The 20,178-nt window shown below is 56.3% G+C and carries 16 protein-coding genes; 6 read left to right on the plus strand and 10 right to left on the minus strand.

All coding sequences use genetic code 11. From position 1 onward, the window contains the following. Positions 1-22: 22 nt before the first annotated feature. From DNI29_RS21180 to DNI29_RS21200, 5 genes are all read right to left on the minus strand, one after another. Positions 23-1,378, minus strand: coding sequence for a tetratricopeptide repeat protein (locus DNI29_RS21180; protein ID WP_110980139.1), 1,356 nt, complete (start codon positions 1,376-1,378; stop codon positions 23-25). A 246-nt stretch (positions 1,379-1,624) separates the two neighbouring features. Continuing rightward, positions 1,625-2,374 (minus strand): zinc ribbon domain-containing protein, encoded by a 750-nt coding sequence (locus DNI29_RS21185; RefSeq protein ID WP_110980140.1) that lies wholly within the window; start codon positions 2,372-2,374, stop codon positions 1,625-1,627. Then, positions 2,364-3,464 (minus strand): Nif3-like dinuclear metal center hexameric protein, encoded by a 1,101-nt coding sequence (locus tag DNI29_RS21190; protein ID WP_110980141.1) that lies wholly within the window; start codon positions 3,462-3,464, stop codon positions 2,364-2,366. Before DNI29_RS21190 ends, DNI29_RS21185 begins: the two co-directional genes overlap by 11 nt. Before the next feature lie 76 nt (positions 3,465-3,540). Beyond that, the gene (locus DNI29_RS21195; protein WP_110980142.1) at positions 3,541-4,236 is read right to left on the minus strand and encodes a uracil-DNA glycosylase family protein; all 696 of its coding nucleotides are present in this window, start codon (positions 4,234-4,236) and stop codon (positions 3,541-3,543) included. A 73-nt stretch (positions 4,237-4,309) separates the two neighbouring features. Next, a complete protein-coding gene (locus DNI29_RS21200; protein ID WP_110980143.1) occupies positions 4,310-5,050 on the minus strand; it encodes a protein phosphatase 2C domain-containing protein in 741 nt (246 codons plus the stop codon). A gap of 190 nt (positions 5,051-5,240) precedes the next feature. Between DNI29_RS21200 and lpxK the strand changes: the two genes are divergently transcribed. The 4 genes from lpxK to DNI29_RS21220 all read left to right on the plus strand — a co-directional run bounded on the left by lpxK (position 5,241) and on the right by DNI29_RS21220 (position 9,671). After that, the gene (gene lpxK, locus DNI29_RS21205; protein ID WP_110980144.1) at positions 5,241-6,302 is read left to right on the plus strand and encodes a tetraacyldisaccharide 4'-kinase; all 1,062 of its coding nucleotides are present in this window, start codon (positions 5,241-5,243) and stop codon (positions 6,300-6,302) included. After that, positions 6,295-8,373: a putative porin gene (locus DNI29_RS21210; protein WP_162303694.1), complete on the plus strand. Its 2,079-nt coding sequence runs from the start codon at positions 6,295-6,297 to the stop codon at positions 8,371-8,373. Before lpxK ends, DNI29_RS21210 begins: the two co-directional genes overlap by 8 nt. A gap of 139 nt (positions 8,374-8,512) precedes the next feature. Continuing rightward, positions 8,513-9,109 carry a MiaE family protein gene (locus DNI29_RS21215; protein WP_110980146.1) on the plus strand — a complete coding sequence of 199 codons (597 nt, stop codon included), beginning with the start codon at positions 8,513-8,515 and terminating at the stop codon, positions 9,107-9,109. 91 nt (positions 9,110-9,200) lie between these two features. Further along, on the plus strand, positions 9,201-9,671 hold the full coding sequence (locus DNI29_RS21220; RefSeq protein ID WP_110980147.1) for a hypothetical protein: 471 nt from the start codon (positions 9,201-9,203) through the stop codon (positions 9,669-9,671). A 15-nt stretch (positions 9,672-9,686) separates the two neighbouring features. Here the strand turns inward: DNI29_RS21220 and DNI29_RS21225 are convergent, their stop codons facing one another. Together DNI29_RS21225 and DNI29_RS21230 are read right to left on the minus strand one after the other, a co-directional pair. After that, positions 9,687-11,528, minus strand: a complete 1,842-nt coding sequence (locus DNI29_RS21225; protein WP_110980148.1) for a glycoside hydrolase family 2 protein — start codon at positions 11,526-11,528, stop codon at positions 9,687-9,689. A 145-nt stretch (positions 11,529-11,673) separates the two neighbouring features. Beyond that, the gene (locus tag DNI29_RS21230) at positions 11,674-12,951 is read right to left on the minus strand and encodes an asparagine synthetase B (protein WP_110980149.1); all 1,278 of its coding nucleotides are present in this window, start codon (positions 12,949-12,951) and stop codon (positions 11,674-11,676) included. Between the two features lie 253 nt (positions 12,952-13,204). Here DNI29_RS21230 and DNI29_RS21235 point away from each other — a divergent pair, with 253 nt between their 5' ends. After that, positions 13,205-14,443, plus strand: a complete 1,239-nt coding sequence (locus DNI29_RS21235; protein ID WP_110980150.1) for an ABC transporter permease — start codon at positions 13,205-13,207, stop codon at positions 14,441-14,443. 689 nt (positions 14,444-15,132) lie between these two features. After that, positions 15,133-15,924: a hypothetical protein gene (locus tag DNI29_RS24285; protein WP_123823356.1), complete on the plus strand. Its 792-nt coding sequence runs from the start codon at positions 15,133-15,135 to the stop codon at positions 15,922-15,924. A gap of 81 nt (positions 15,925-16,005) precedes the next feature. Here DNI29_RS24285 and mtaB read toward each other — a convergent pair whose 3' ends face one another. The 3 genes from mtaB to DNI29_RS21250 form a co-directional block, all read right to left on the minus strand. Beyond that, positions 16,006-17,346, minus strand: a complete 1,341-nt coding sequence (gene mtaB / locus DNI29_RS21240; protein WP_202910556.1) for a tRNA (N(6)-L-threonylcarbamoyladenosine(37)-C(2))-methylthiotransferase MtaB — start codon at positions 17,344-17,346, stop codon at positions 16,006-16,008. 254 nt (positions 17,347-17,600) lie between these two features. Further along, complete coding sequence (locus DNI29_RS21245; protein WP_110980152.1) at positions 17,601-17,984, minus strand: hypothetical protein; 384 nt, start codon at positions 17,982-17,984, stop codon at positions 17,601-17,603. Positions 17,985-18,083: 99 nt separating this feature from the next. Next, the gene (locus tag DNI29_RS21250) at positions 18,084-19,943 is read right to left on the minus strand and encodes an LTA synthase family protein (protein WP_123823357.1); all 1,860 of its coding nucleotides are present in this window, start codon (positions 19,941-19,943) and stop codon (positions 18,084-18,086) included. Positions 19,944-20,178: the final 235 nt, after the last annotated feature.

A 20,178-nucleotide genomic window follows, 5' to 3' on the forward strand; every position in this document is an offset into this window, starting at 1 on the left:
GCGGTTAAACGTGGTCCGATGGCTACTCTAACTCCTTGAGGGCCAGCTTGGCTTTGGTGTCGGTGCTGTTCTTATATTCGTGCTTGGGGTAGCTGAGGGCTTTCTGAAAATAAACCTTGGCCGTGTTTTTTTGCCCTTCCAGTTGGTAGAGGTACCCCAGCTGCAAAGCCGATTGTGGTGCGAAATAGTAGGGCGCGTTGCCGGCCAGCGCAATAGTGCGGGCATAGAACAGCCTGGCTGAATCGGGGCGGCCGAGCAGGTGCCAGGCTCTGGCCAGGCGGTAGGGCTCCTCTAGCCGGTCGCGCAGGGAGGTAGCAGAAGTAGCGCGGAAGCCGCTTAGTGTAGTCAGAGCCTCACGATAATAGCCGCCGTCAATCTGCAAACGGGCGCGCGTCAGGAGCTTATGCAGCGGCTGCTTGTCCTCAAAAAACCGTTGGGCGTAGGTGTCTTCTTCAAGTACAGTGCGGCCCCCGGCCCCGATGCGCCGCCGATACTGCTCGGCGTCAATTGCGTCGCCGCTCAGCCAAGCGGCCAGGTATAGTTTGAAATAGGCGTCTTTGCGGTAATGCTGGCCCTGATATTCAGCCAGAAAGGCTTGGTTAGCCCGGACAGAGGCGGCGTATTGCCCCTGGTAGAGCAGTAAATCGGCGGCCATGTGGTGCAGGTAGGGTAGCGGCAGATAAGCCGAGCCAGTAGGGCGGGTGCGGTAGGCCGTCAGGGCTGCTTCGGTGTGGTGCTGCTTTTTCTGCTGACTGATCAGCAGGTAGCTCAGCAGCAAATTGTCAGGCTGCTGGCGGTGCAGGGTTTCGATGAGGGTAAGAGCGGCTTCGGGCTGCTTATAGTAGGTTTCTTCCAGCAGGGCCAGAATCAGACGAGCCTCCAGCTGAAAATCATTGGGCTGGGTGGCGGCCAAGCGCAGGTTATGCAAACCAGCCTCCACGCTGCCTGGTAGCCCCAGCAGCTTCAGAAACCAGCGGTACGACTCTGGCAAGGATCCAATAAAAAACTGCATCATGCCCAAGGTTTTGCGGGCCGGCAGGTACTGTGGGTAGCGGCGTACTACCTGCTGCATCTGCTGGTAACTCTGGCGCAGGCTCCAAGCACCCTGCACCTCATGCCCAAATACAACCTGCGCGGCCGCTTGGTGCAGCCTGATTTCGGCCCGCGCATATTCGCGCAGGGCTCCTACCTCTGCTGATTTCTCCAAGATGGCCAGGCGGCGGTCCTGGGCCGCCACGGTGGCGGCGTAGCGGCTGGCATCTTGGCTGACTAATAGCTCAGTGATGTCTAGGCAGTCCTGGACCAGCAGGGTGCCAGTGGCAGTAGGGGCCGCGTCTTTGAGAAAATTGCGGGCCGCGGCCGGCCGCAATTTCAGCACCTCAGAGTAGGCGCGCGCCTGGACAGGCGCGAGAGAAGTAGTTGCTGCAGATGCTGCCTCTACTTGCGGCAACTTCTTCGCTACCGCCTGAAAAGCACATAATACTGCAAGACTACCCCAGAAGAGCCAAATGGCCCTTCGGCATAATAACAGCAGTGGCTTGGCAGCGGAGAGAACCATGGGCAAAAAAAAGGAACGGCCCGGGCCGTTCCTTTTAGCTTTCAGCGTATCAGCAGGGGTAGCAACTTAAGCGTTGCGGGCCTCCACATCGGCCAGTACGCGGCCGCAGTGCTCGCACACGATGATTTTCTTGTGGGCAATGATGTCGGCTTGGCGCTGGGGCGGAACAGTGTTGAAGCAGCCGCCGCAGGCGTCACGCTTTACCGTTACCACGGCCAGACCGTTGCGCACGTTACCGCGGATGCGGGTGTAAGCCATCAGCAGGCGCTCTTCCACCGGCTGAACGGCCGTAGAGCGCTCGTCCATCAGCTTTTGCTCATCAGCTTCGCTTTCGCTCACGATGGTTTCCAGCTCCGATTTCTTGTTGTCGAGGTCTTTTTTGCGCTCTTCCAGGCGCTGCTTGGTGCCGCTGATTTCGGTATTCTTCAGCTCAATCTGGTACTGAGCTTCTTTGATTTTCTTCTCCGAAATCTGGATTTCCAGCTTCTGTAGCTCGATTTCCTTGGCAATAGCCTCGTACTCACGGTTATTGCGTACGTTCTGCTGCTGATCTTCGTAGCGCTTGATCAGACCATCGGCGTCTTTGGCGTTCTGCTTGCGCTGCTTGATCTGGTCGTTGAGGGCGGCAATTTCCTCATCGAATTTGCCTACGCGCACCTCATACCCCGCAATTTCGTCCTCCAGGTCCCGAACTTCTTCGGGCAGGTCGCCGCGCACGCGCCGGATTTCGTCCAGTTGCGAGTCAATGCGCTGCAGGTTCAGAAGGGCTTCCAGCTTACTGGCAACGGGGGTTTCCGCGGAGGGATTAGAAATCATAACGGACGGGGTTGGTAAGGGTCTCAGCAATTAAGAGCGCAAAAGTACTTCCAAAGTTGTCGGCAAGCAAATCCCGGAAAATTTCCCCGGTAAACTGTTCGCTCTCAAAATGTCCTACGTCGCAGAGCAGCAAACGGCCTTCCGCCGCGAAGTATTCGTGGTATTTCAGGTCGCCGGTTACGTAAGCATCAGCTCCGGCCGCGCGGGCTTTGCTGATAAGAAAACTGCCGGCTCCGCCACACAGGGCCACTTTCCGGATGGGCTGCTCAAACTCCGTGTGCTTCACCACGGGTACGCCCAGGGCCTGCTTCAGGCGCTGCCGGAACTGCTGGGGGCTCAGCGGCTCAGGTAGCTCACCCACCATACCGGAGCCTACATCCTGGTTGGTATTTTCAAGCTTCACAATTTCGTAGGCCACTTCCTCGTAGGGATGGGCCTGGCGCAGGGCCCGCAGAGCGGTTTGCTGCAGGTGTAGGGGTAGCAGCACTTCCACGCGCTCCTCACGCACAACCTCCGCTTCCCCGCGTCGGCCGAGGAATGGATCAGTCCCGGCGCCGGGCGTGAAGGTACCGGTGCCCTCGGTGCGGAAGCTGCATTCGGAATAGTCACCGACCTGACCCGCGCCAGCTTGGTAGAGCGCCTGCAAAACCGCTTCGGTATGCGTGAGAGGAACGTAGGTAATCAGTTTGGCCAATAATCCGGGCTTAGGGTCGAGGATGCGCAGGTTGGTAAGGCCCAGCTTTTCGGCCAGCTTGCGGTTCACGCCGTGCCGCACGTTGTCGAGGTTGGTGTGGGCCGCGTACAGGGCCACGTCGTGCCGAATGGCTTTGAGTAGAGTTTGCTCCACCTCGTTAGCCCCAGTGAGGCGCTTGAGGGGTTTGAAAATGAGCGGATGATGCGCCACTACCACATTGCAGCCACGGCGCAGAGCCTCATCTACCACCGCTGGGGTGCAGTCTAGGGCAATCAGCACGCCGCGCACTTCCATCTGCGGGTCGCCGCACTGCAGGCCGGCGTTGTCGTAGGATTCTTGGTAGGCAAGAGGCGCGGCCCGCTCCAGCACACGGGCAAGGTCTTGGACGGTAGGCATGGGTAGGGAATAGAATTGTATGCGAAAAAGGAGGGAGCCCCTGTCAACTAGCGGTTATTACCTAAGAGGAGCTGAATTAAACCCGGTGCATATTTCCCACATTTCCGGCACTCTGCAAGGTTTCTACATAGAGCGCCACGTTTTCAGAGAGGTTACGGCGCTTGTACTGCATCAAATAGCGTGGGTGGTCGAGGATGTGTAGCTGCTCAAAAAGCTCAAGCTCCTCATTAAGTCGGGTGAAATATTGTCCGTTGCGGCGACCTAGACAAACGGCCGCGTGGCGGGCTAGGCCTACTTCTTCCACAAGTTGCTTCAGGCCTCGCTGAATGGTAGGCCACAGCGCCGCCGTGACGGCCGGCGAATCATAGAAATTATAGTTCAGCCCGTCGCGCAGCAAAACTAGAGGGTAAAGAGAGCCCAGAAAGAATTGCCCGTAGAAAGCTGCTGGACCGCCCATAGCCGTTACTACAGCCTGCATAAACTCGCTGGAGGGCTCACGGCGGCGCGGTAGGTCGTTCTCTATCCCCCAAGCAGCCAGTGCGATGGGGTCAGTGAAGGCTACGCCGGTGCGGCCATTGCCCAAGCGGCCGGGGTTGATGCCCAGCACCGCTATCCGGGGCTGGTTGCCGGTGTAATATTGCTGGGCAAACTGGGTGAACAGGCCAAGGGGCGTGGGCTCCTGGTAGGGGCTGAACGCCTGCACATTTTCGGGAAGAGATGGGGGTAGGGGAAACTCGGTCAGAAAGCGCGTCAGGCGGTCGGCAAAGGACATAGCGAGCGGTATGTGATGCTGCTTGTACGGTGCTGCGGCATCTGTGGCCCGACCAGCGGGCGAAGAAACGCCGCTACGGGAGCCGCACCCGGATAATAGCTACGTCGTCGGTGGGCACCAGGCCCGCGGCGTTTTGTAGCTGCCGGACCTTGATGTTGAGCATCTCGGCGCGCTCGGCTAGCTCTTCGTCGACCAGCAGCCGGTGAGCCACCGCTGCCGGCTCGGCCAGGGCGGGACCCGCTACGGGCCGGAAGCTGTCGATGCCATCCGTGGCCAGGCTGATATCCCGGCAGGCCAACATGTGTAGGCGCTGTTGCTGCCGGGCGTACCACGCGTCGAAGTCTTCGCCGAGGTGGTAGGCCAAATAATCAGGTCGGTTTTGCTGCTCGAAGCGGATAAGCTCGCCATTTACGGCCACGGTAGCGTCGCCGAGGGCCAGTAGCATGGCCTCGTGGCGGGCCGTGTCCAGTAGCAGGACTACCAGCGTGGTGAGCAGCTCGGGGGTATCGAGCAGAAGCAGGTTGCGCATTTCCCGGAAGCCCTGGAACACGCCGGCTACCAGTAGTTTAAGCTCTTCGGGCAAGGAGAGGGGGGCCGTGCGGGGCTGGTACAGCTCTTGATAGTAGTGCTCCTTGGCCGCCTTACGCAGCAGCTTGGCCCCGAGCGTAGCGGCAAAGTGACTATCCTGGCCCAGGGTGCACCCATCGAGCACGGCGCACACCAGCTTGTCTTCTCCCAGCGGCATCACTACCGTAAAGTCTTCGCAAAAATCAACGTGATACTCTCCGCGTTGCAGGAACTGGTAAATCGTCATTGGGGGCGGGACTTTCTGGCGTAGTCTGCTGCGGCAGCGGAGAGAAATGGGGCCGGAAAGAGGCCCAATATCCGGCGTTTACGGCAACTTCCGACAAAAACAGCCGCGTAGCCCCCCCATTATAGGCCGTGGGGCCTTCGCAACCTGTCCATAACCCGCTACTTTTGCGCCTCTCCCTACTGTTCACTCCATGTCGTCCTTGCTGACATTGTTGCTGCTACCCCTGAGTTGGCTGTATGCCGGCGTGATGGCCGTGCGCAATGTGCTTTACCGGATTGGCCTTAAGCCATCGGTGCGCTTCCCGGAGGTTACGGTAATCAACGTTGGTAACCTGCGGGTAGGTGGCACTGGCAAAACGCCTCACGTTGCCTGGGTGGTTAATTGGCTGCGCAGCCAGGCCCAGCACCCGGCTCTACTCAGCCGCGGCTATGGTCGCCGGACTCGTGGCTACCGGTGGGCTACCACTGAAGATACGGCGGCCACCATCGGCGATGAGTCACTCCAGCAGTTCCGCCACTTCGGCGGCGAGGTGCCGGTAGTGGTAAGCGAAGATCGGGTGGCCGGCATCCGGCAACTGCTGCACGACGAGCCCGCGACTACTGCTGTAGTGCTGGATGATGCCTACCAGCATCGGCGCGTAAGGCCCCAGGTGAATATCTTGCTTACAGAGCAGGAGCGGCCTTTCTATGATGACTTTGTGCTGCCCGCCGGCCGCCTGCGGGAAAGCCGCCGAGGCGCCGTCCGAGCCGATGTGGTTATTGTCACGAAATGTCCCCCTTTTCTATCGGCTACCATTCGGCAGGAAATCACCCGGCGCATCCAGCGTTACGCCCAGCCGGCGGTGCCCGTGCTTTTCTCGTGCTACCACTACGGGGTGGCAGTACCGCTCACGGCGAAAGCGCCCGCCGAGCTCGGCGGCGACATAGTCGTGCTTACGGGTATCGCGCGGCCCGAGCCGTTGCTGGAACACCTGCGCACGGCCGGCTACCGGGTGGTGCACCACGTCCGCTTCCCCGACCACCACGCGTTTACCCAGCCGGAGCTTGAGCAGCTGGCCGCGCAATTAGGACCGGGCCAGTGCGTTGTAACTACCCAGAAAGACGCGGCCCGCTTGCTGGAGCCAGCCCTGGCTCCGCTGGTAGCTGCTCTCCCTGTACTCTATATTCCAATTGAGGTCCGGTTTCTGGCCGATGGGGAAGCCCGTCTGGCTGAGCTGCTGGCCCCGTACTTTCAGCCCCACGCTGTTGTCTGATCCGCTGTTGTTTTCGTTGTTGAAGGCCCCCGCGCGCCCTGTTCGTGTTTCAGCGCCGGTAAGTTGCCGGGTGCGGCCTTTGTCTCAGGTAGGGCGGGTAGCGGCGCTGCTGGCCGGCGTAGGACTGCTGGCTGGCACTGCCCAGGCCCAGATTATTGACGACTCTACCAAAGTGCGCTACGGCGCGCATACCACCTTCATTCTGCGCGAAGCTGATGTGTTCCGGGGCGATACGCTGGGGCGAATGATTGACACGACCCTTACCCGCCTACCTCAGTCGCGCTACTGGACCTACGACAGCACCTACCAGCAAAACCTGGGCAACTTTGGCACTGCCTCGCGCCGCCTGCTCTGGACGCCGAACACGCAGCTGGGCGCCCGCCTGGGCCGCAACGTTTTCGACCAATATGTGCGCGACGCGGCTACTATTCCCTACTACGATACCCGCTCGCCCTATACCTTCTTCCGCTTTATTCAGGGCAACCCCTATGAGCAGGTATTTGAACTGTCGTACGCGCGCAGCATCAAGAAGGCGTTTAACGTGGGCTTTGCTTACGAGCGGTTTGGCTCCAATAAGCTAATGGGAAACGCTGGTAACACCCGAGCCGGTCTGGTAGAGCACTCAAACTTCCTGTTTTTCGTGCGTTATCAGTCTCCCGATGACCGGTACCATGCGCTGGCGAACTTCAGTACTGCCCGCCACCGGGCAGTAGAGCAAGGAGGAGTTCAGCCCCAAGCTACTGACACGCTAGAAGGAAACCCCAACCGGTATGATTTGTCGCAGCTCTTTGATTACGGGCGGGAACTGGTGCGCCTGAGCAACGCCGTAAACCGCGACGACCGGGACAGAGTACGGCTCGCGCATACTTACCGCTTGCTTGGCCGGGGCCTCACCGCGTTTCATATCTTCGATTGGAGCCGCCAACTCAACAAATTCACCGATGACCGCCTGAACCCAGTTCGGGGAGCCTCTGCTTTTTATCCGGCGCTGCTGCTGAGCCAAGCCGCCACCGATGACCGAGCTGAGTTCCGGCAACTGGAGAATACGGTGGGAGTGATGGGCAACAGCAACCAAGTGGAATATAGACTGTATGGTCGTCAGCGCACGTATTCACTGGTTACGCGGGCGGCCTATGGGCAACCCGCCGTACTGGGGGAAGCCCTACCCGAGCGTAATGGCACCCAGTTTTTTGCGGGTGGTGCAGCCGCTTTTCGCTACCGGCAGTTTGCTATTGAAACCAATGGCGAAGTAAAAGTAGAAACCGACATCAACGAAATAGAATACAAGCTTAATGGTATTGCCCGCTTAGGCCCGCTGAGCGGGGAATTGCTGCTAACTCAGTACGCGCCCACGCTTACGGAAATGGAGTTCTATGGAAACCACTACCGCTGGGGGGAAACCAAAGACCGCGAGCTTTTTAGCCGGCCCGCCGATACGCTGAACACAAGTCAGCAGTTAACTCTGCAAGACTTCAAGAACACTCAGGTGCAGCAGCTTCGGGTTCGGCTAGCGCAGCAGCTGGGTCGGCACTATCTAGAAGGGGTAGGGACTGTGGCTAACATCAGCAACCTGATCTACTACAACCAGCAAGCCATACCGGAGCAGCGTGACGTGGCCCAGCAACTAATCATGCTGATGGCGCGCTACCGGGTAAACTTTGGGCGCTTTGTGTGGGATACCCAAGGTACGTATACCCTTGGTGCTGAAGACAATGTTGAAGGAATTCGGGTGCCGAAAATAGTAGGCGATTCCCGCTTCTACTACCAAGGGTTCATCTTCAAAAAAGCGCTGCTGACGCAGGTAGGGGTGCAGGGCTACTTTCAGTCGCGGTGGAAGGCTTACGACTACAGTCCCAGCACCCAGCAGTTTTACCTGCAGGACCACTTCACTATCCGCAACACGCCGCTGGTGGATGTATTCCTAAGCGGGGACATCAAAACGGTGAGCATATTCCTGAAAATGGCTTACGTTAATCAATTTTTGCCCCAGTCAGGCTATTTCACTACACCCTACTATGTGGGAATGCCACGGCGTGTCCAGTTCGGTATTCGTTGGCAGTTCTTTAATTAATTCCTAAGTCATTGCAGTAAAGCCTAGCGAAGGAAGACCAGGCAGGCCCGGAACCACACTGCGGGTTTGGGCCGTTGCGAGGGGTAGCCGCCCCATCTATATCTACCTTCGGTTCGCTTTATTTTCTGCGTAAAAAGTCATGAAAGAGAAAACTATTCTGAAGCTAAAGCTGAACTCTGACCCACGGTGGGTGGATATTGCCAGCAAGAACATCGTGGATATTCTGGTTGACCATGCCTATTGTGAGCAGAAAGCTGCCAGCACTGGTATTTCGCTGATTGTAAAGTACCCGGAGAAAACCCGGCTGGTAGAAGAGCTAACAGCGTTGGTAGCCGAGGAGTGGGAGCACTTTACGCGCGTGTTGCAGGAGCTGCGCAAGCGTGGCCACGAGCTGGGCCGCCCCCGCCGCGACGAGTACGTGGTGCAGCTAATGACCCACGTCCGGAAGGGCGGCGCCCGTGAGCGGCAGCTGATGGACCAGCTATTGGTAAGCGCTCTGATAGAGGCCCGTAGCTGTGAGCGGTTCAAGCTTTTGTGGAAGCACATTCCGGACCCAGAGCTAAGCCAGTTTTACTACGAGTTGATGGCTTCTGAAGCCGGTCACTTTGTGAGTTACGTGGACCTGGCCAAGGAATATTGTGACCCTACGGAGGTAGACGCGCGGCTGCAGGAACTGCTGAAAATAGAAGGGGAAATTGTGACCAGCCTACCCGTTCGCGACGACCGAATGCACTAGCACAATAAGAATCTACATTCTGTAGCTTGGCTTCATTCCATTCGGCACAAGATGGTTATATATTAGCCGCCGTATTTCCAGGCTCAACCGAATGAAAAAACTACTACTACTTTTCTTTCTGTTTCTACCAGGCTGGCTGAAGGCACAGGATACTGCAAGCCCCGCAGCCGCCACCATTAACTTCTGTGGCCTCGATCTGAAGGTGCCTACTGGCTGTACGCCTGAGTCGAAATACTCGGTGCGTTGCCAAGATTACCAGATGACCTGGATGTATCTGGACTATAGCATGCTACGCACCTTCCCGGATCAATTTGTGCAACAGGTACAGAAGAAGCACAAGCATGTGGAGCGCCAGCCGCTGGAATGCTTTATCCTGGATGCACCTGCAAAAGGATACCGCCTGAGCTACCCCACCGAAACCGGTGGTATGGCTTACGAACTGATTGCTTACGGAACGGCCAAAGGCCAGCCTGTAATGGTTCAGTTAACGCTCTCGACAGATCCTGATAAGACGGCCGATTTGCCCGAGCTACCCCGCCAGATCATTCGTCTGACGAAGTAGCCCGAACTCGCCGCTTTATTTATCGGAAGAAGCGGCATCTTCAGCCGCCGACTTGGAGGCCAACAGGCCCGCCGGTACGGAAAGCTCGCCAGTATGGAAGTCAATTAGGCCGTTGCGTTCATCCTCGATGTTAGTGGCCTGGGTATACACGTCGCCGGCAATGGGGCGCTTACGCAACTCCTGCTTAAACTGACGGATACGCTCGGTGCGCTCATCAGAGCTTTGCGGTCCGCCGTAATCGGCAAAACCAAAGCCGCCCCACTCGCTCACAATCAGGGGCTTCTGACGGCCGTAGAAGAATGGGTCGCCGATAACCAAGGGAAGTACCGCCACGTTGTCAAGGTCGCCCTGTACCATGCGGTCCAGGAGTTCGGCCCAGCGCGGTAGCTCCGGCGTGTACACGTGCGCCGTCAGCAGGTCAGATTTCAGGCGTCCTTCCTGCGAAATATGCTGCCAGCCATCGTTGTCAACCACCAGAAATTGTGGGTGATTGATGTGCATGTAGTGGTACATATCCACGATGTAGCGCCGGGTTTTGGCATTGGTGGCAATGTCCTGGGCCCCCCAGTCCTCGTTGTATAGGCTCCAGATAACAATGGAGGGGTGCGACTCAATCAGGGCCAGCATCCGGAGTAGTTCCGCCTTGTGGTTTTCGCGACTCTTGGGGGTAGAGGAGTGAGGGCTGGGTACTTCTACCCAGAGCAGCAAGCCTAATTCATCGGCCAGATTATAAATGCGAGGGTCAACCCCAGCAATGTGTACCCGCACTAGGTTGCAGCCCAGCGCTTGCATGGCGTGCATGTGCCGCTGCATCTCCTCAAAAGTGGCCGTACCCGGCTGGTACAGAATGCCATCGAGATAGATGGGTTCGTTGTTGAGATACACATAGGTACCGCGCGACTCTATTTTGCGCAGACCAAAGTGGGTTTCTATTTCAGCTGAGTAGCCTTCACTATCTATCAGTTGAGCTACCAAGCGGTAGAGGTTGGGGGCCCCCGGCGCCCAAAGCTTGGCGCCGGCCAATTCCATTACCACCCGTTGCTGCCGCTGCCCAGCTTCCAAGCGCAGTGGAAAATCGGCGGTGGCCAAGGGCTGGGGGGTAGGCGCTACCTTATCAAATACCTGCAGGCGTAGCGTGTACAGCCCGGGGTCGTGGATGCGGGTAGTGAGGTTGAAGCGCACCATTTGGTCCTCGATAATGCTGTCCACACCCACGCGTGAGCGGAGGCGGTTGCGCTCTACCATTTCCAGCCACACGCTGCGCACAGCCCCTGTGTAGGTTTGGTACCAGATGCCGCCGCGCTTATATACGTGCGACTCCTGCTTACCCCGCGTCGTGTCGGCATCCATCGTATCGACGATGCGGACGGTGAGGCGGTTTACGGGCCGCAGATGCTCCTCGCGCAGCTCAAAAGAGAAAGAGGTGTATTCGCCGTAGTGTACCTGTTCGCCCTCAATAGTGCTGAGCAGGAAGCCATTAAGCCACACCCGCGTTTCGTAGCCGCAGGCCCCGAAAGTTAGCTGGAACAGGGAGTGGGTGCCATCGTCGCCGCGCTCGGGGAGAGGAAACTCCCGCTCATACCAAACCACTACCTTATCCTGCCATCGGGGGGCATCGGGCTGGCCCTGGGCCATGTGCTCTTCCACCGAGCCCGGCCAGTTGGCCGTTTGCTCATAGGCGTGCGTCAGGTACCAACCGTCGCGCAGGCCAGTGTCATCGGGGTCTACGGCAAAGCGCCATTCCCCGTCCAGTAGCAGATAATTATTAGAGCGCAGAACCGCGCGTGGCAACGGATTAGCCGTCCGGACGTCGTTCTGAGAGGTAGAGAAGCCGTAATTAGAGGCAGGAGAAGGCATAATGGCAACGTTGGTGTGAATGCTACAAACGAGTTTGGTGCCCAGCTGGATACCTGACCTAACAGATAAAATGCACAAACCCCAAAACAGACGTACTGCTTCGGGGTTCGTTTATGTTACAGTAGCACGCGTAACCTGTTGCCTATTAGGTTTTTTGCTTTTTCTTCTTGGCAGCCGGGAACAGAATGTTATTCAAAATAAGCCGGTAGCCAGGAGAGTTAGGATGCAGGGCTAAGTCGGTAGGTTCTTCTTCGACAAAGTGCTGGTAGTCCTCGGGGTCGTGGCCGCCGTAAAACGTCCAGGTGCCCTTGCCGAGCGTGCCGTGCATGTAGCGTACCTCACCCGAGGCCTTGTTGTCGCCCATCACCACCACGTCGGGCTTAATCAGGGACTTACGGAAGGCTGTGGTCTGGCCCATAAACCCTTTAACGGTACGCTCATGATTCTGAGTGAGCATGGTGGGCACGGGGTCGTATTTGGCCGAAAACGTAAAGAGCTGAAAGTAGTCGTTGTCTTCGTACACGCGTCGCTCCCGCGGATCCATATCAATGTCGGAGTACTCATACTCCATGGGGTCGCGCACCAGATGGAAGTTCTGGAAAGCCAGAGTGCGGTTAAAATTGAGCTTCTGCTGCGCCGCCGGATCGGCAGGGTCGCCGTCGTACATGCTTTCCACCATATCAATTCCTAGCCCCGCCAGCGCAATATCGTAGGAGTCGGTGGCGGAGCACATGGCAAACTGAAAGCCGCCGCCGGCAATAAATTCCTGCATCTTCACCACCACCGCGGCCTTCATCTGGCTGACCTTGCTGAACCCATTGCGCTTGGCAGTAGCTTCCGACTCGCGTTGCTGCTGCTGATACCAAGGGCGGCTGCTGTAGCTGCGATAGAACTTGCCGTACTGGCCCGTAAAGTCTTCGTGGTGGAGGTGAAGCCAATCGTACTTGGGCAGGTCGCCGCGCAGTACTTCGTCGTCGTAAATCTGGGTGTAGGGAATTTCGGCGTAGGTCAGCACCAGGGTTACGGCGTCGTCCCAGGGCTGCTTGCCCTTGGGCGTGTACACGGCAATCTTAGGCACCTTCTCCAGCTTCATCACGTCCATGTTGGCGTTGGGGTCAGCTATTTCAGAGAGGATGCTGGTGTATTGAGCCTCACTGATTACCTGGTAGGTCACGCCGCGTACGGCCAGCTCGTTTTCGGCACCGGGAGCCACCGCGCAGGCAAAGGACCCGCCCCGATAATTCAGCAGCCAGTCCACTTCCACCTGCTTGCCTAGCAGCCAGTAAGCGGCCCCATAAGCTTTCAGGTGTTCCTTCTGGGTGTTATCCATCGGGATGAAAATGTGGTTGGCCCAAGCTGCCAGGGGCCGAAGCGCCATGGCTGCCAGCAGCAGAAGCAGAGCAAACAGACGAGAAAGGATCATATTATACAGGCAAAAGGGGGAGTCTGCAGCAAGGCTTTACCGCTGACGGTGAGGTAGTAGATGAACACCGGCTATGGAAGCTGCATTGTCAGAAAAATCCGTTTCTATGCGTACTTCTAAAGGTAGCAAATGCCGGTGGGAGTTTACGTGAAACCGCTTACCTTGCACGACCGGTGGCGGTGACCTAGGGCCATTCGCCGGCCAGATAAAGCCGCCTACCATCTCCTGCCCGCGCTTACCCGCTGCCCTTCCTATGCATCTGCTGGAAAACATCAAAGAGGCTTTTCGTTCCATCAAAAGCAACCTGCTGCGCACCATCCTGACGGCCCTCATCGTGAGCATCGGCATTATGTCGCTGGTAGGCATCCTGACGGCCATTGATGTAATGAAATCCTCCCTGAATCAGACGTTTGCCAGTCTGGGGGCTAACTCCTTTGAGATGAAGGCCAAGGGGTATAATAACCGCTCCCGACGGGGTGGGGTGAAAGGCAAGCTATACCCACCCATTACGCTGCTGCAGGCCAAAAAGTATAAACAGGCTTTGGGCGACGAAGCGCAGGTAGGCGTGTCAGCTTTTATTTCGGGCGCTACCGAGGTAAAGGCCAACGGCAAAAAAACGAACCCCAATATTCAGGTCGTGGCCGGCGACGAAAATTACCTCCGCATCCAGAGCTATAATCTGGGTACGGGACGGACATTCTCACCACTAGAGCTGAACAACGGCACCAACGTAGCCATTATTGGATCCGAAGTGAAAGATAAGCTTTATGCCTCGGGCAACGCGCTGAACAAGTACGTGTACCTGATGGGCCGCCGGTTTCTAGTAGTGGGGGTGCTAGAGAAAAGCGGCAGTAGTGGCCAGGGTGGCGGCGCCGACCGGCTGGTGCTGATTCCCTTGGAAACGGGCAATCAGCTACCCCGTCAGCGTGAGCTAACCTTCGATGTGAAAACGGCCACGTCCAACCCCGGCGAGCTGAACTACCTCACCGGGCAGGCCACTGGCATTATGCGTGCCGTGCGCCACGATGCCTTGGGCCAGGAAGACAGCTTTGAGGTAGAGCGTTCCGACTCCTTGGCAGCTAAGCTGGATGAACTTTCCGGGGGGCTGAAGATAGGCGGGTTCCTGGTTGGTTTTATAACCCTGCTCGGTGCCAGCATCGCCCTTATGAATATCATGATGGTGTCGGTTACGGAGCGCACCCGCGAGATTGGGATTCGCAAGGCACTAGGCGCTACTTCCTTTCAGATCCGTCAGCAGTTCCTTATTGAGGCTATTGTAATTTGCGTGATGGGCGGTCTGTTAGGCATTGTGCTGGGGGTAGGCGGTGGCAACCTGCTCACCGTGTTTATGGAGCAGGGAGGTTTTATTGTGCCTTGGCTTTGGATGTCGCTTGGGTTGCTGATCTGCGTGACGGTAGGCCTTGCCTCAGGTTATTACCCGGCCAGCAAAGCCGCCGCCCTCGACCCTATTGAGTCGCTCCGCTTCGAGTAGAAACAGGGGTAGGAGGGAGCTCAGAAGTAACGCCACCGGATGGGTTTGCATCTGGGTGGGACGCGCCTTGCAGTGGGTTGGAGGCTCAGGTATGGGGTAGTATAGAGAGAAGCGGATCCACGTTATACATGTGCCATCCCAAAGCCCAGCGTTTAGGTTCTTTAAGTCCGCTCGCTCAACAATGGCAGCGGCTGGCGCGTCAGCTAACAGTCCATTATTAACTATAAGCTTGGTGTAGAAAAATCAATAGCCAGCCCCAGCGAATACCTTACAACGTGGTGCTACAGTACTCTTGTGAGCGAGGTAATGGCAGAGCACTGACAGTGGACGAACTGGTATTACTACAAAGTGCTCCTGAACAATAGCTGCCGGTCGTCTTCGCAACTTATACAGGCATGCCATGGCCTAAATGCGTCGGCAACCTGTCATTTAGAGTTCAACCCTCGCACAGCCTGTCACCTTACGTAGGGTAAGCCAACAACTGCAGGAAGCACTAGCTGATGTAGTAGCTGAGCACAGTAACAAAGCCGCTACTATCGCCTCATGCAACTGAACAATGCAGCCTGACGGGATGGAAGACTATTTTTAGAAATGGGTCGACTCTCGATATAGCAGCAGCTAGAATAAAAGTCTTTATCGCAGAAACTAATGCCCTGGCTTGATAGCGTACTCAGGATATGTAATGCGTTATGATTTCGAGTTTCTACAGATATATACCTAGTTTATATGATCAGTTAACCGGAACTAAAGCAGCGCGAGCTGTAGGTTTCAATGCAATCTATGTCAATCATCAGTTACGAATAAAAATGCGCGAGATTTTAAATGATAATTGTACATTTGTATATAATAAGCATTTGGTTATGGCAAGCACTGAAACAGTAGGACAACGATTTGTAGCCTTGATTTCTCATTTGGGGATATCAAAGAATGCATTTGCCACATCCCTGGATAAGACTGCTACCGTAATACAACATTTGGTAGAAGAAAGGAATAAGCCAGGTTTTGACCTTTTGTGTAAGGTATTTGAGGTTTATCCATATATATCAAAAGATTGGCTGTTGCAAGGTGTGGGACCTATGTTAAATACGGAAGGAGCACCAGCACCAGCACCAGCACCAGCAGTGTCTTCTACCATTCCATTGGCTGTTGAAGAAAGTGTGGCTCCTGTTTCAGTTTCACCTGAAGTTGCTGCTATACCAGTAGAAAATACGGCACCTGCGGCTCCCGTTACAGCTCCAACTGCTGTTCCGGTAAGCTCACCAGTTGCTCCTGCTCAGCCACAAGCTATAACGGAACCAACTCTGGGCGCCGCGGCCCCCACGCCAGCTACTACCCCCGATACCAGTTGGCAAACGGCGCTTTATACCCAGCAGATGGCTCACCAACTGGCCCTAGCTGAATTGCGCAACCAGCATTTGCAAGAGCAGCAGCGTCTGATGCAGCAAATGATGGATTTAATGCAGCGCCAGCTTACTCGATAGCCAAATATATCTGGCGATATAATGCAAAAGCACCCGACCACTTATGGTCGGGTGCTTTTGCATTTGGGTAAAATGGGTGATTTAGTGCTGAAAGACTTCAACGCCAACCTCTTCTGCTTCCATCAGATTCTGTGGGTTAACAGTCGTCAGGCGTAAGCGCTTCATTTCCCCAACTAAGATGGGGTCGTACTTGGCCGTAACGCGGATGTAGTTTGGCGTGAAGCCTTCCATCTGTCCGTTGGTTACGTCGTCTTCAAACAGCACCTGGGTTTCGGCGCCTACGTGCTGCTCGTAGAAGTAACGTTTTTTCTTTTCTGAGAGGCTGCGCAGTTGAGTGGTGCGCTCGTGGCGGTGGCGGTCCTGCACACGGCCAGGAAGGGTAGGGGCCAGTGTATTTTCACGCTCTGAGTACGGAAATACGTGCAGGTAGCTTACGTCTAGGTCGTTTAGGAACTGGTAGGTTTCCAAAAAGTCCGCTTCCGTTTCGCCGGGGAAGCCCACAATGACATCAACCCCAATGCAGGCGTGGGGCATTACCTCCTTGATAAGAGCGACGCGCTCCTGGTACAACTCACGACGGTAGCGGCGGCGCATCAGGCCCAAAATCTTGTTGGAGCCCGACTGCAGCGGAATATGGAAGTGGGGCATAAACCGCTTCGACTGCGCCACAAACCGAATAATCTCGTCGGAAAGCAGGTTTGGCTCACAGCTGCTAATGCGGAACCGCTCAATGCCTTCTACCTCATCGAGGGCGCGCACCAAGTCGGAGAAGTTCTCCTTCCGCTCGCGTTCCGGGCCCTGCAGGCCAAAGTCGCCAAGGTTTACACCAGTCAGCACAATTTCCTTTACCCCGGTTTCAGCCAGCTTTTCTACCCGCTCCACCACGCTTTGCACTGAGTTGGAGCGGCTCTTGCCTCGGGCCAGCGGAATAGTGCAGAACGAGCAGGAGTAGTCGCAGCCGTCCTGCACTTTCAGGAAGGTGCGGGTACGGTCGCCGTAGCTGTGAGCGGCATGAAATTCGGTAGCTTCGGAAATAGGCGAGGCAAATACCTGTCCTGGCTGTCCGGCCGCAGGTTTCTGAAAGCCCGCCAGCGTTTCTACCAGCTGAAACTTTTCGGCCGCGCCCAATACGGCGTGCACGCCCGGGATTTCAGCAATTTCCTGGGGTTTAAGCTGAGCGTAGCAGCCCACAATGGCCACAAACGCCTCGGGGTTGTGTTTCAGGGCTTCCTTCACCACCTTGCGGCACTTGCGGTCGGCGTGGTCCGTGACAGAGCAGGTATTGATGACGTAGATATCGGCTGCATCCTCAAAGGCCGCTTTCACGAAGCCATGCTCCTCAAACTGCCGGCCAATAGCCGAGGTTTCGGAGAAGTTGAGCTTGCAGCCCAACGTATAAAAGGCAACTTTTCTGGTTTCCATAAGCAAGACCACAAAGATACTACGCCGGGTTGGATAGCGCGCACCACACGCAGTGAAAGGCAGAACAGGCCAGCCGGGGTGAAACGTTTCGGGCTTTATTTACTACCCCCGATTTTTCCGGGAAGGCCTGATGCTATTCAGGCGGAAAGTCGCCATTTGATTCTGGAGTGGTATAGCCTGTACTTGATGACGTAGCCACACGGACGGGTTGAATAGATGATGAAAACCGCCCGCGGCTACGAAGCAAATAACATTTATTCCGTACTGCCCTCCTCAACCATGGGCAGCCGGCCTTTAATCATCAGGATCAGGCCCGGTAAATCGAGAGGCTTTAGTTCGCGAGCCGTCAGAAATACCTGCCACGCAGTTGCGTTGGTTTCGCGCCTGAATATGGCCGGTAAGGGTTCAGCAAGTAACGAGGGGTAGCGCTGGCGCAACTCATCGCGGTGCAGGAAAGTAGTGTTTACCGGCAAATCTCGCAGAAAGGTGCGCCACTCGGGCCGCATGCTGGTAGCCCCATACGTAACGGCACAAAGGGAACAGGCATACGTAGCCGGCGACAGGGTTTTGTGTAGCGTGTCCAAGGCGCTATTCAGAAGTCCTGAATCAGCGTTATAGACGAATAGGAGTTCAGCCATTGCGCAGCTTTCCAGAGGTAGAAAAATAACTCGGCTAGCGACCTTCTATTAATACTATACTATAAGGAGTCCACGTCTGTAATAAGCAGGGAGTACCAGCTACTTTTTAAGATAGTCCGCGAAAGACGTTTGCTCATACGCTTCGCCGAGTTCCAGTTGTGCCTTCGTGGGTTTGCCCGTGCGTTTTATTTCCCGCCGGGCTACGTTATCGAAGGTGACAGTACCGGCCGGAGTTGCTACCCCAAAACCATCGGTAAAGCAGTAAAAGGCAGCTCCACCAGGCCAGGCAGGTGGGGAAGGTGCCAGTAGGTCGCGGCTCCAGGAGAAGCCGGTAGCTGGCAGCTGCAGCTGGTTCAGTAGGGTAGCGGGCACATCAGTTTGGCTGCCGTAGGTAGCAATGCTACGCCCGCGTACCGCAGGTTTCAGAGCCCCACCAGTAAGCAAAAGTGGAATCCGGAACTTGGCGGGGGCGTGGTTGGGCGTATTGCCGGGCTGATGGTGGCCGTGGTCGGCAACCAGAACCACCAGCGTATTTGCCCACCACGGCTGTCGGCTGGCCTGCCGCAGAAATTGACCCAGCACGTGGTCAGTATAATACACAGAGTTGCGAAACTGGGCTGCTTCGCTCTCGCCCGGAAAGCGGGTGGGCATAGGTACATCGAAGGGCTCGTGACTGCTCAGGGTAAAGGCTGTCACGAAAAAAGGGGCACGTTGCCGGGGTAGTTCCCGCAGCATGCGGGTCAGCAGCACATGGTCGTGGGCGCCCCATTTGGAGTTCTGGTCACGCCGGGCAAAATCGGCGCGCTCCGTAAACCGCTCATAGCCGGCCGTCACGAGGTAGCTTTTCATGTTGGCGAAGGCCAGTTCCCCCCCGTGATAGTAGGCAGTGGAGTAGCCTTGTCCGCGCAGCACCCGAGCTAGGTGCGGGAGCTGCTCCGTTTTGCGCGGCGACTTGATAATGCTGGTCGTGGGCTGGTTGGGGTAGCCGGAGAGTAGGGCCACCAGACCTTTCTGGCTCCGGTCGCCAGCCGCATACAGGTTCCGGAACGAAACCCCTACCTGGCTTAGGCTGTCGAGGGTAGGAGTTACGCCCCGCTCACCACCCAGGTGGCCCACCAGCTTGCCCGTGAAGCTTTCCAGGATAATAAATAACACGTTGGGCCGCGTGGTTTGCAGCAGGGAAACCGTATCGGGCCCGGTGGGGGCATAGAGCTGTTGGGTGAGGCGGGTAGCGGTAGAATCGGGCAGGAATTGGTAGGGGTTAGGCCCTGCGTTCTGCATCCGTAGCGAGTTGACCACGTTCCAGGGAACATTCACGGCCGCGTGGTTAGCGTAAGGCCGATCCGAGAAATACACGTCGCTTTGGTTTACTGGAATTTGCTGCACACCCCCGCGCATAGGCACCACCAGCAAGGCCAAGTATAGCAAGCCGGCCAGCGTCGCTCGTCCCCGCCCAAAAGCGGGCGGCAATGCCGGCAACGGGCCTACTACTTTTTTATATAGAAACCAGCCTAGCCGTAATAGTAGCCCCAGGAGGGCCAGCAGCGTAACTACCGGCGCACTACCCGCTGATGCGGCCATTTCCTGCGGAGTGCTTAAATATTGGAGGGGGGTAGCATCGAGCCGGAAGCCCCAGGCACTATATAATTCCAGGTCAGCTATGGTAAGCATGCCCACAATTATACCCAGCGCCGTAGTAAAGAACCGAACTGCTTTTTCCAGCGGGAAACGTGGGCCCGCCAAGCTGCTTACTACAAAAAGGAAGAATGGTGCAGCACACATATAGGCCGTGGCTGCCGCGTCGAGGCGCAGGCCGTAGCCGAATATGCCTGCTACCGTTGTGCCTGGCAATGCCTGCGTTTGGTCCCAATGATAGGCAACGAAGAAGGCTTTGGCCAAAATAAAGTAAGCCAGCCAGAACAGGAAATAGCGTGGCTGGAACGCAAAGCGGTTTTTCACCCCGCAAAGGTAGGCGGCCAACTTTATTCATTTGCCTGAAGCACTGAGCTAGGCCTGTTATAGATTATATTGGCGCCTATAGGATATAGAGCTTCTAAAGGGGGTAGGTTTGTTAAAAAAAGTAATCTTTGAATAATATACCCTTGCTGAGAGGGTGTATGAATGAGTAAATCATCTATTTTTTCGTTTACAGCACTAAAAATCGAAGGGGGTAGTGAGAAAAAACGTTGCAACG

This window comes from Hymenobacter sediminis (assembly GCF_003231285.1).
GTDB classification, from domain to species: Bacteria; Bacteroidota; Bacteroidia; order Cytophagales; family Hymenobacteraceae; genus Hymenobacter; species Hymenobacter sediminis.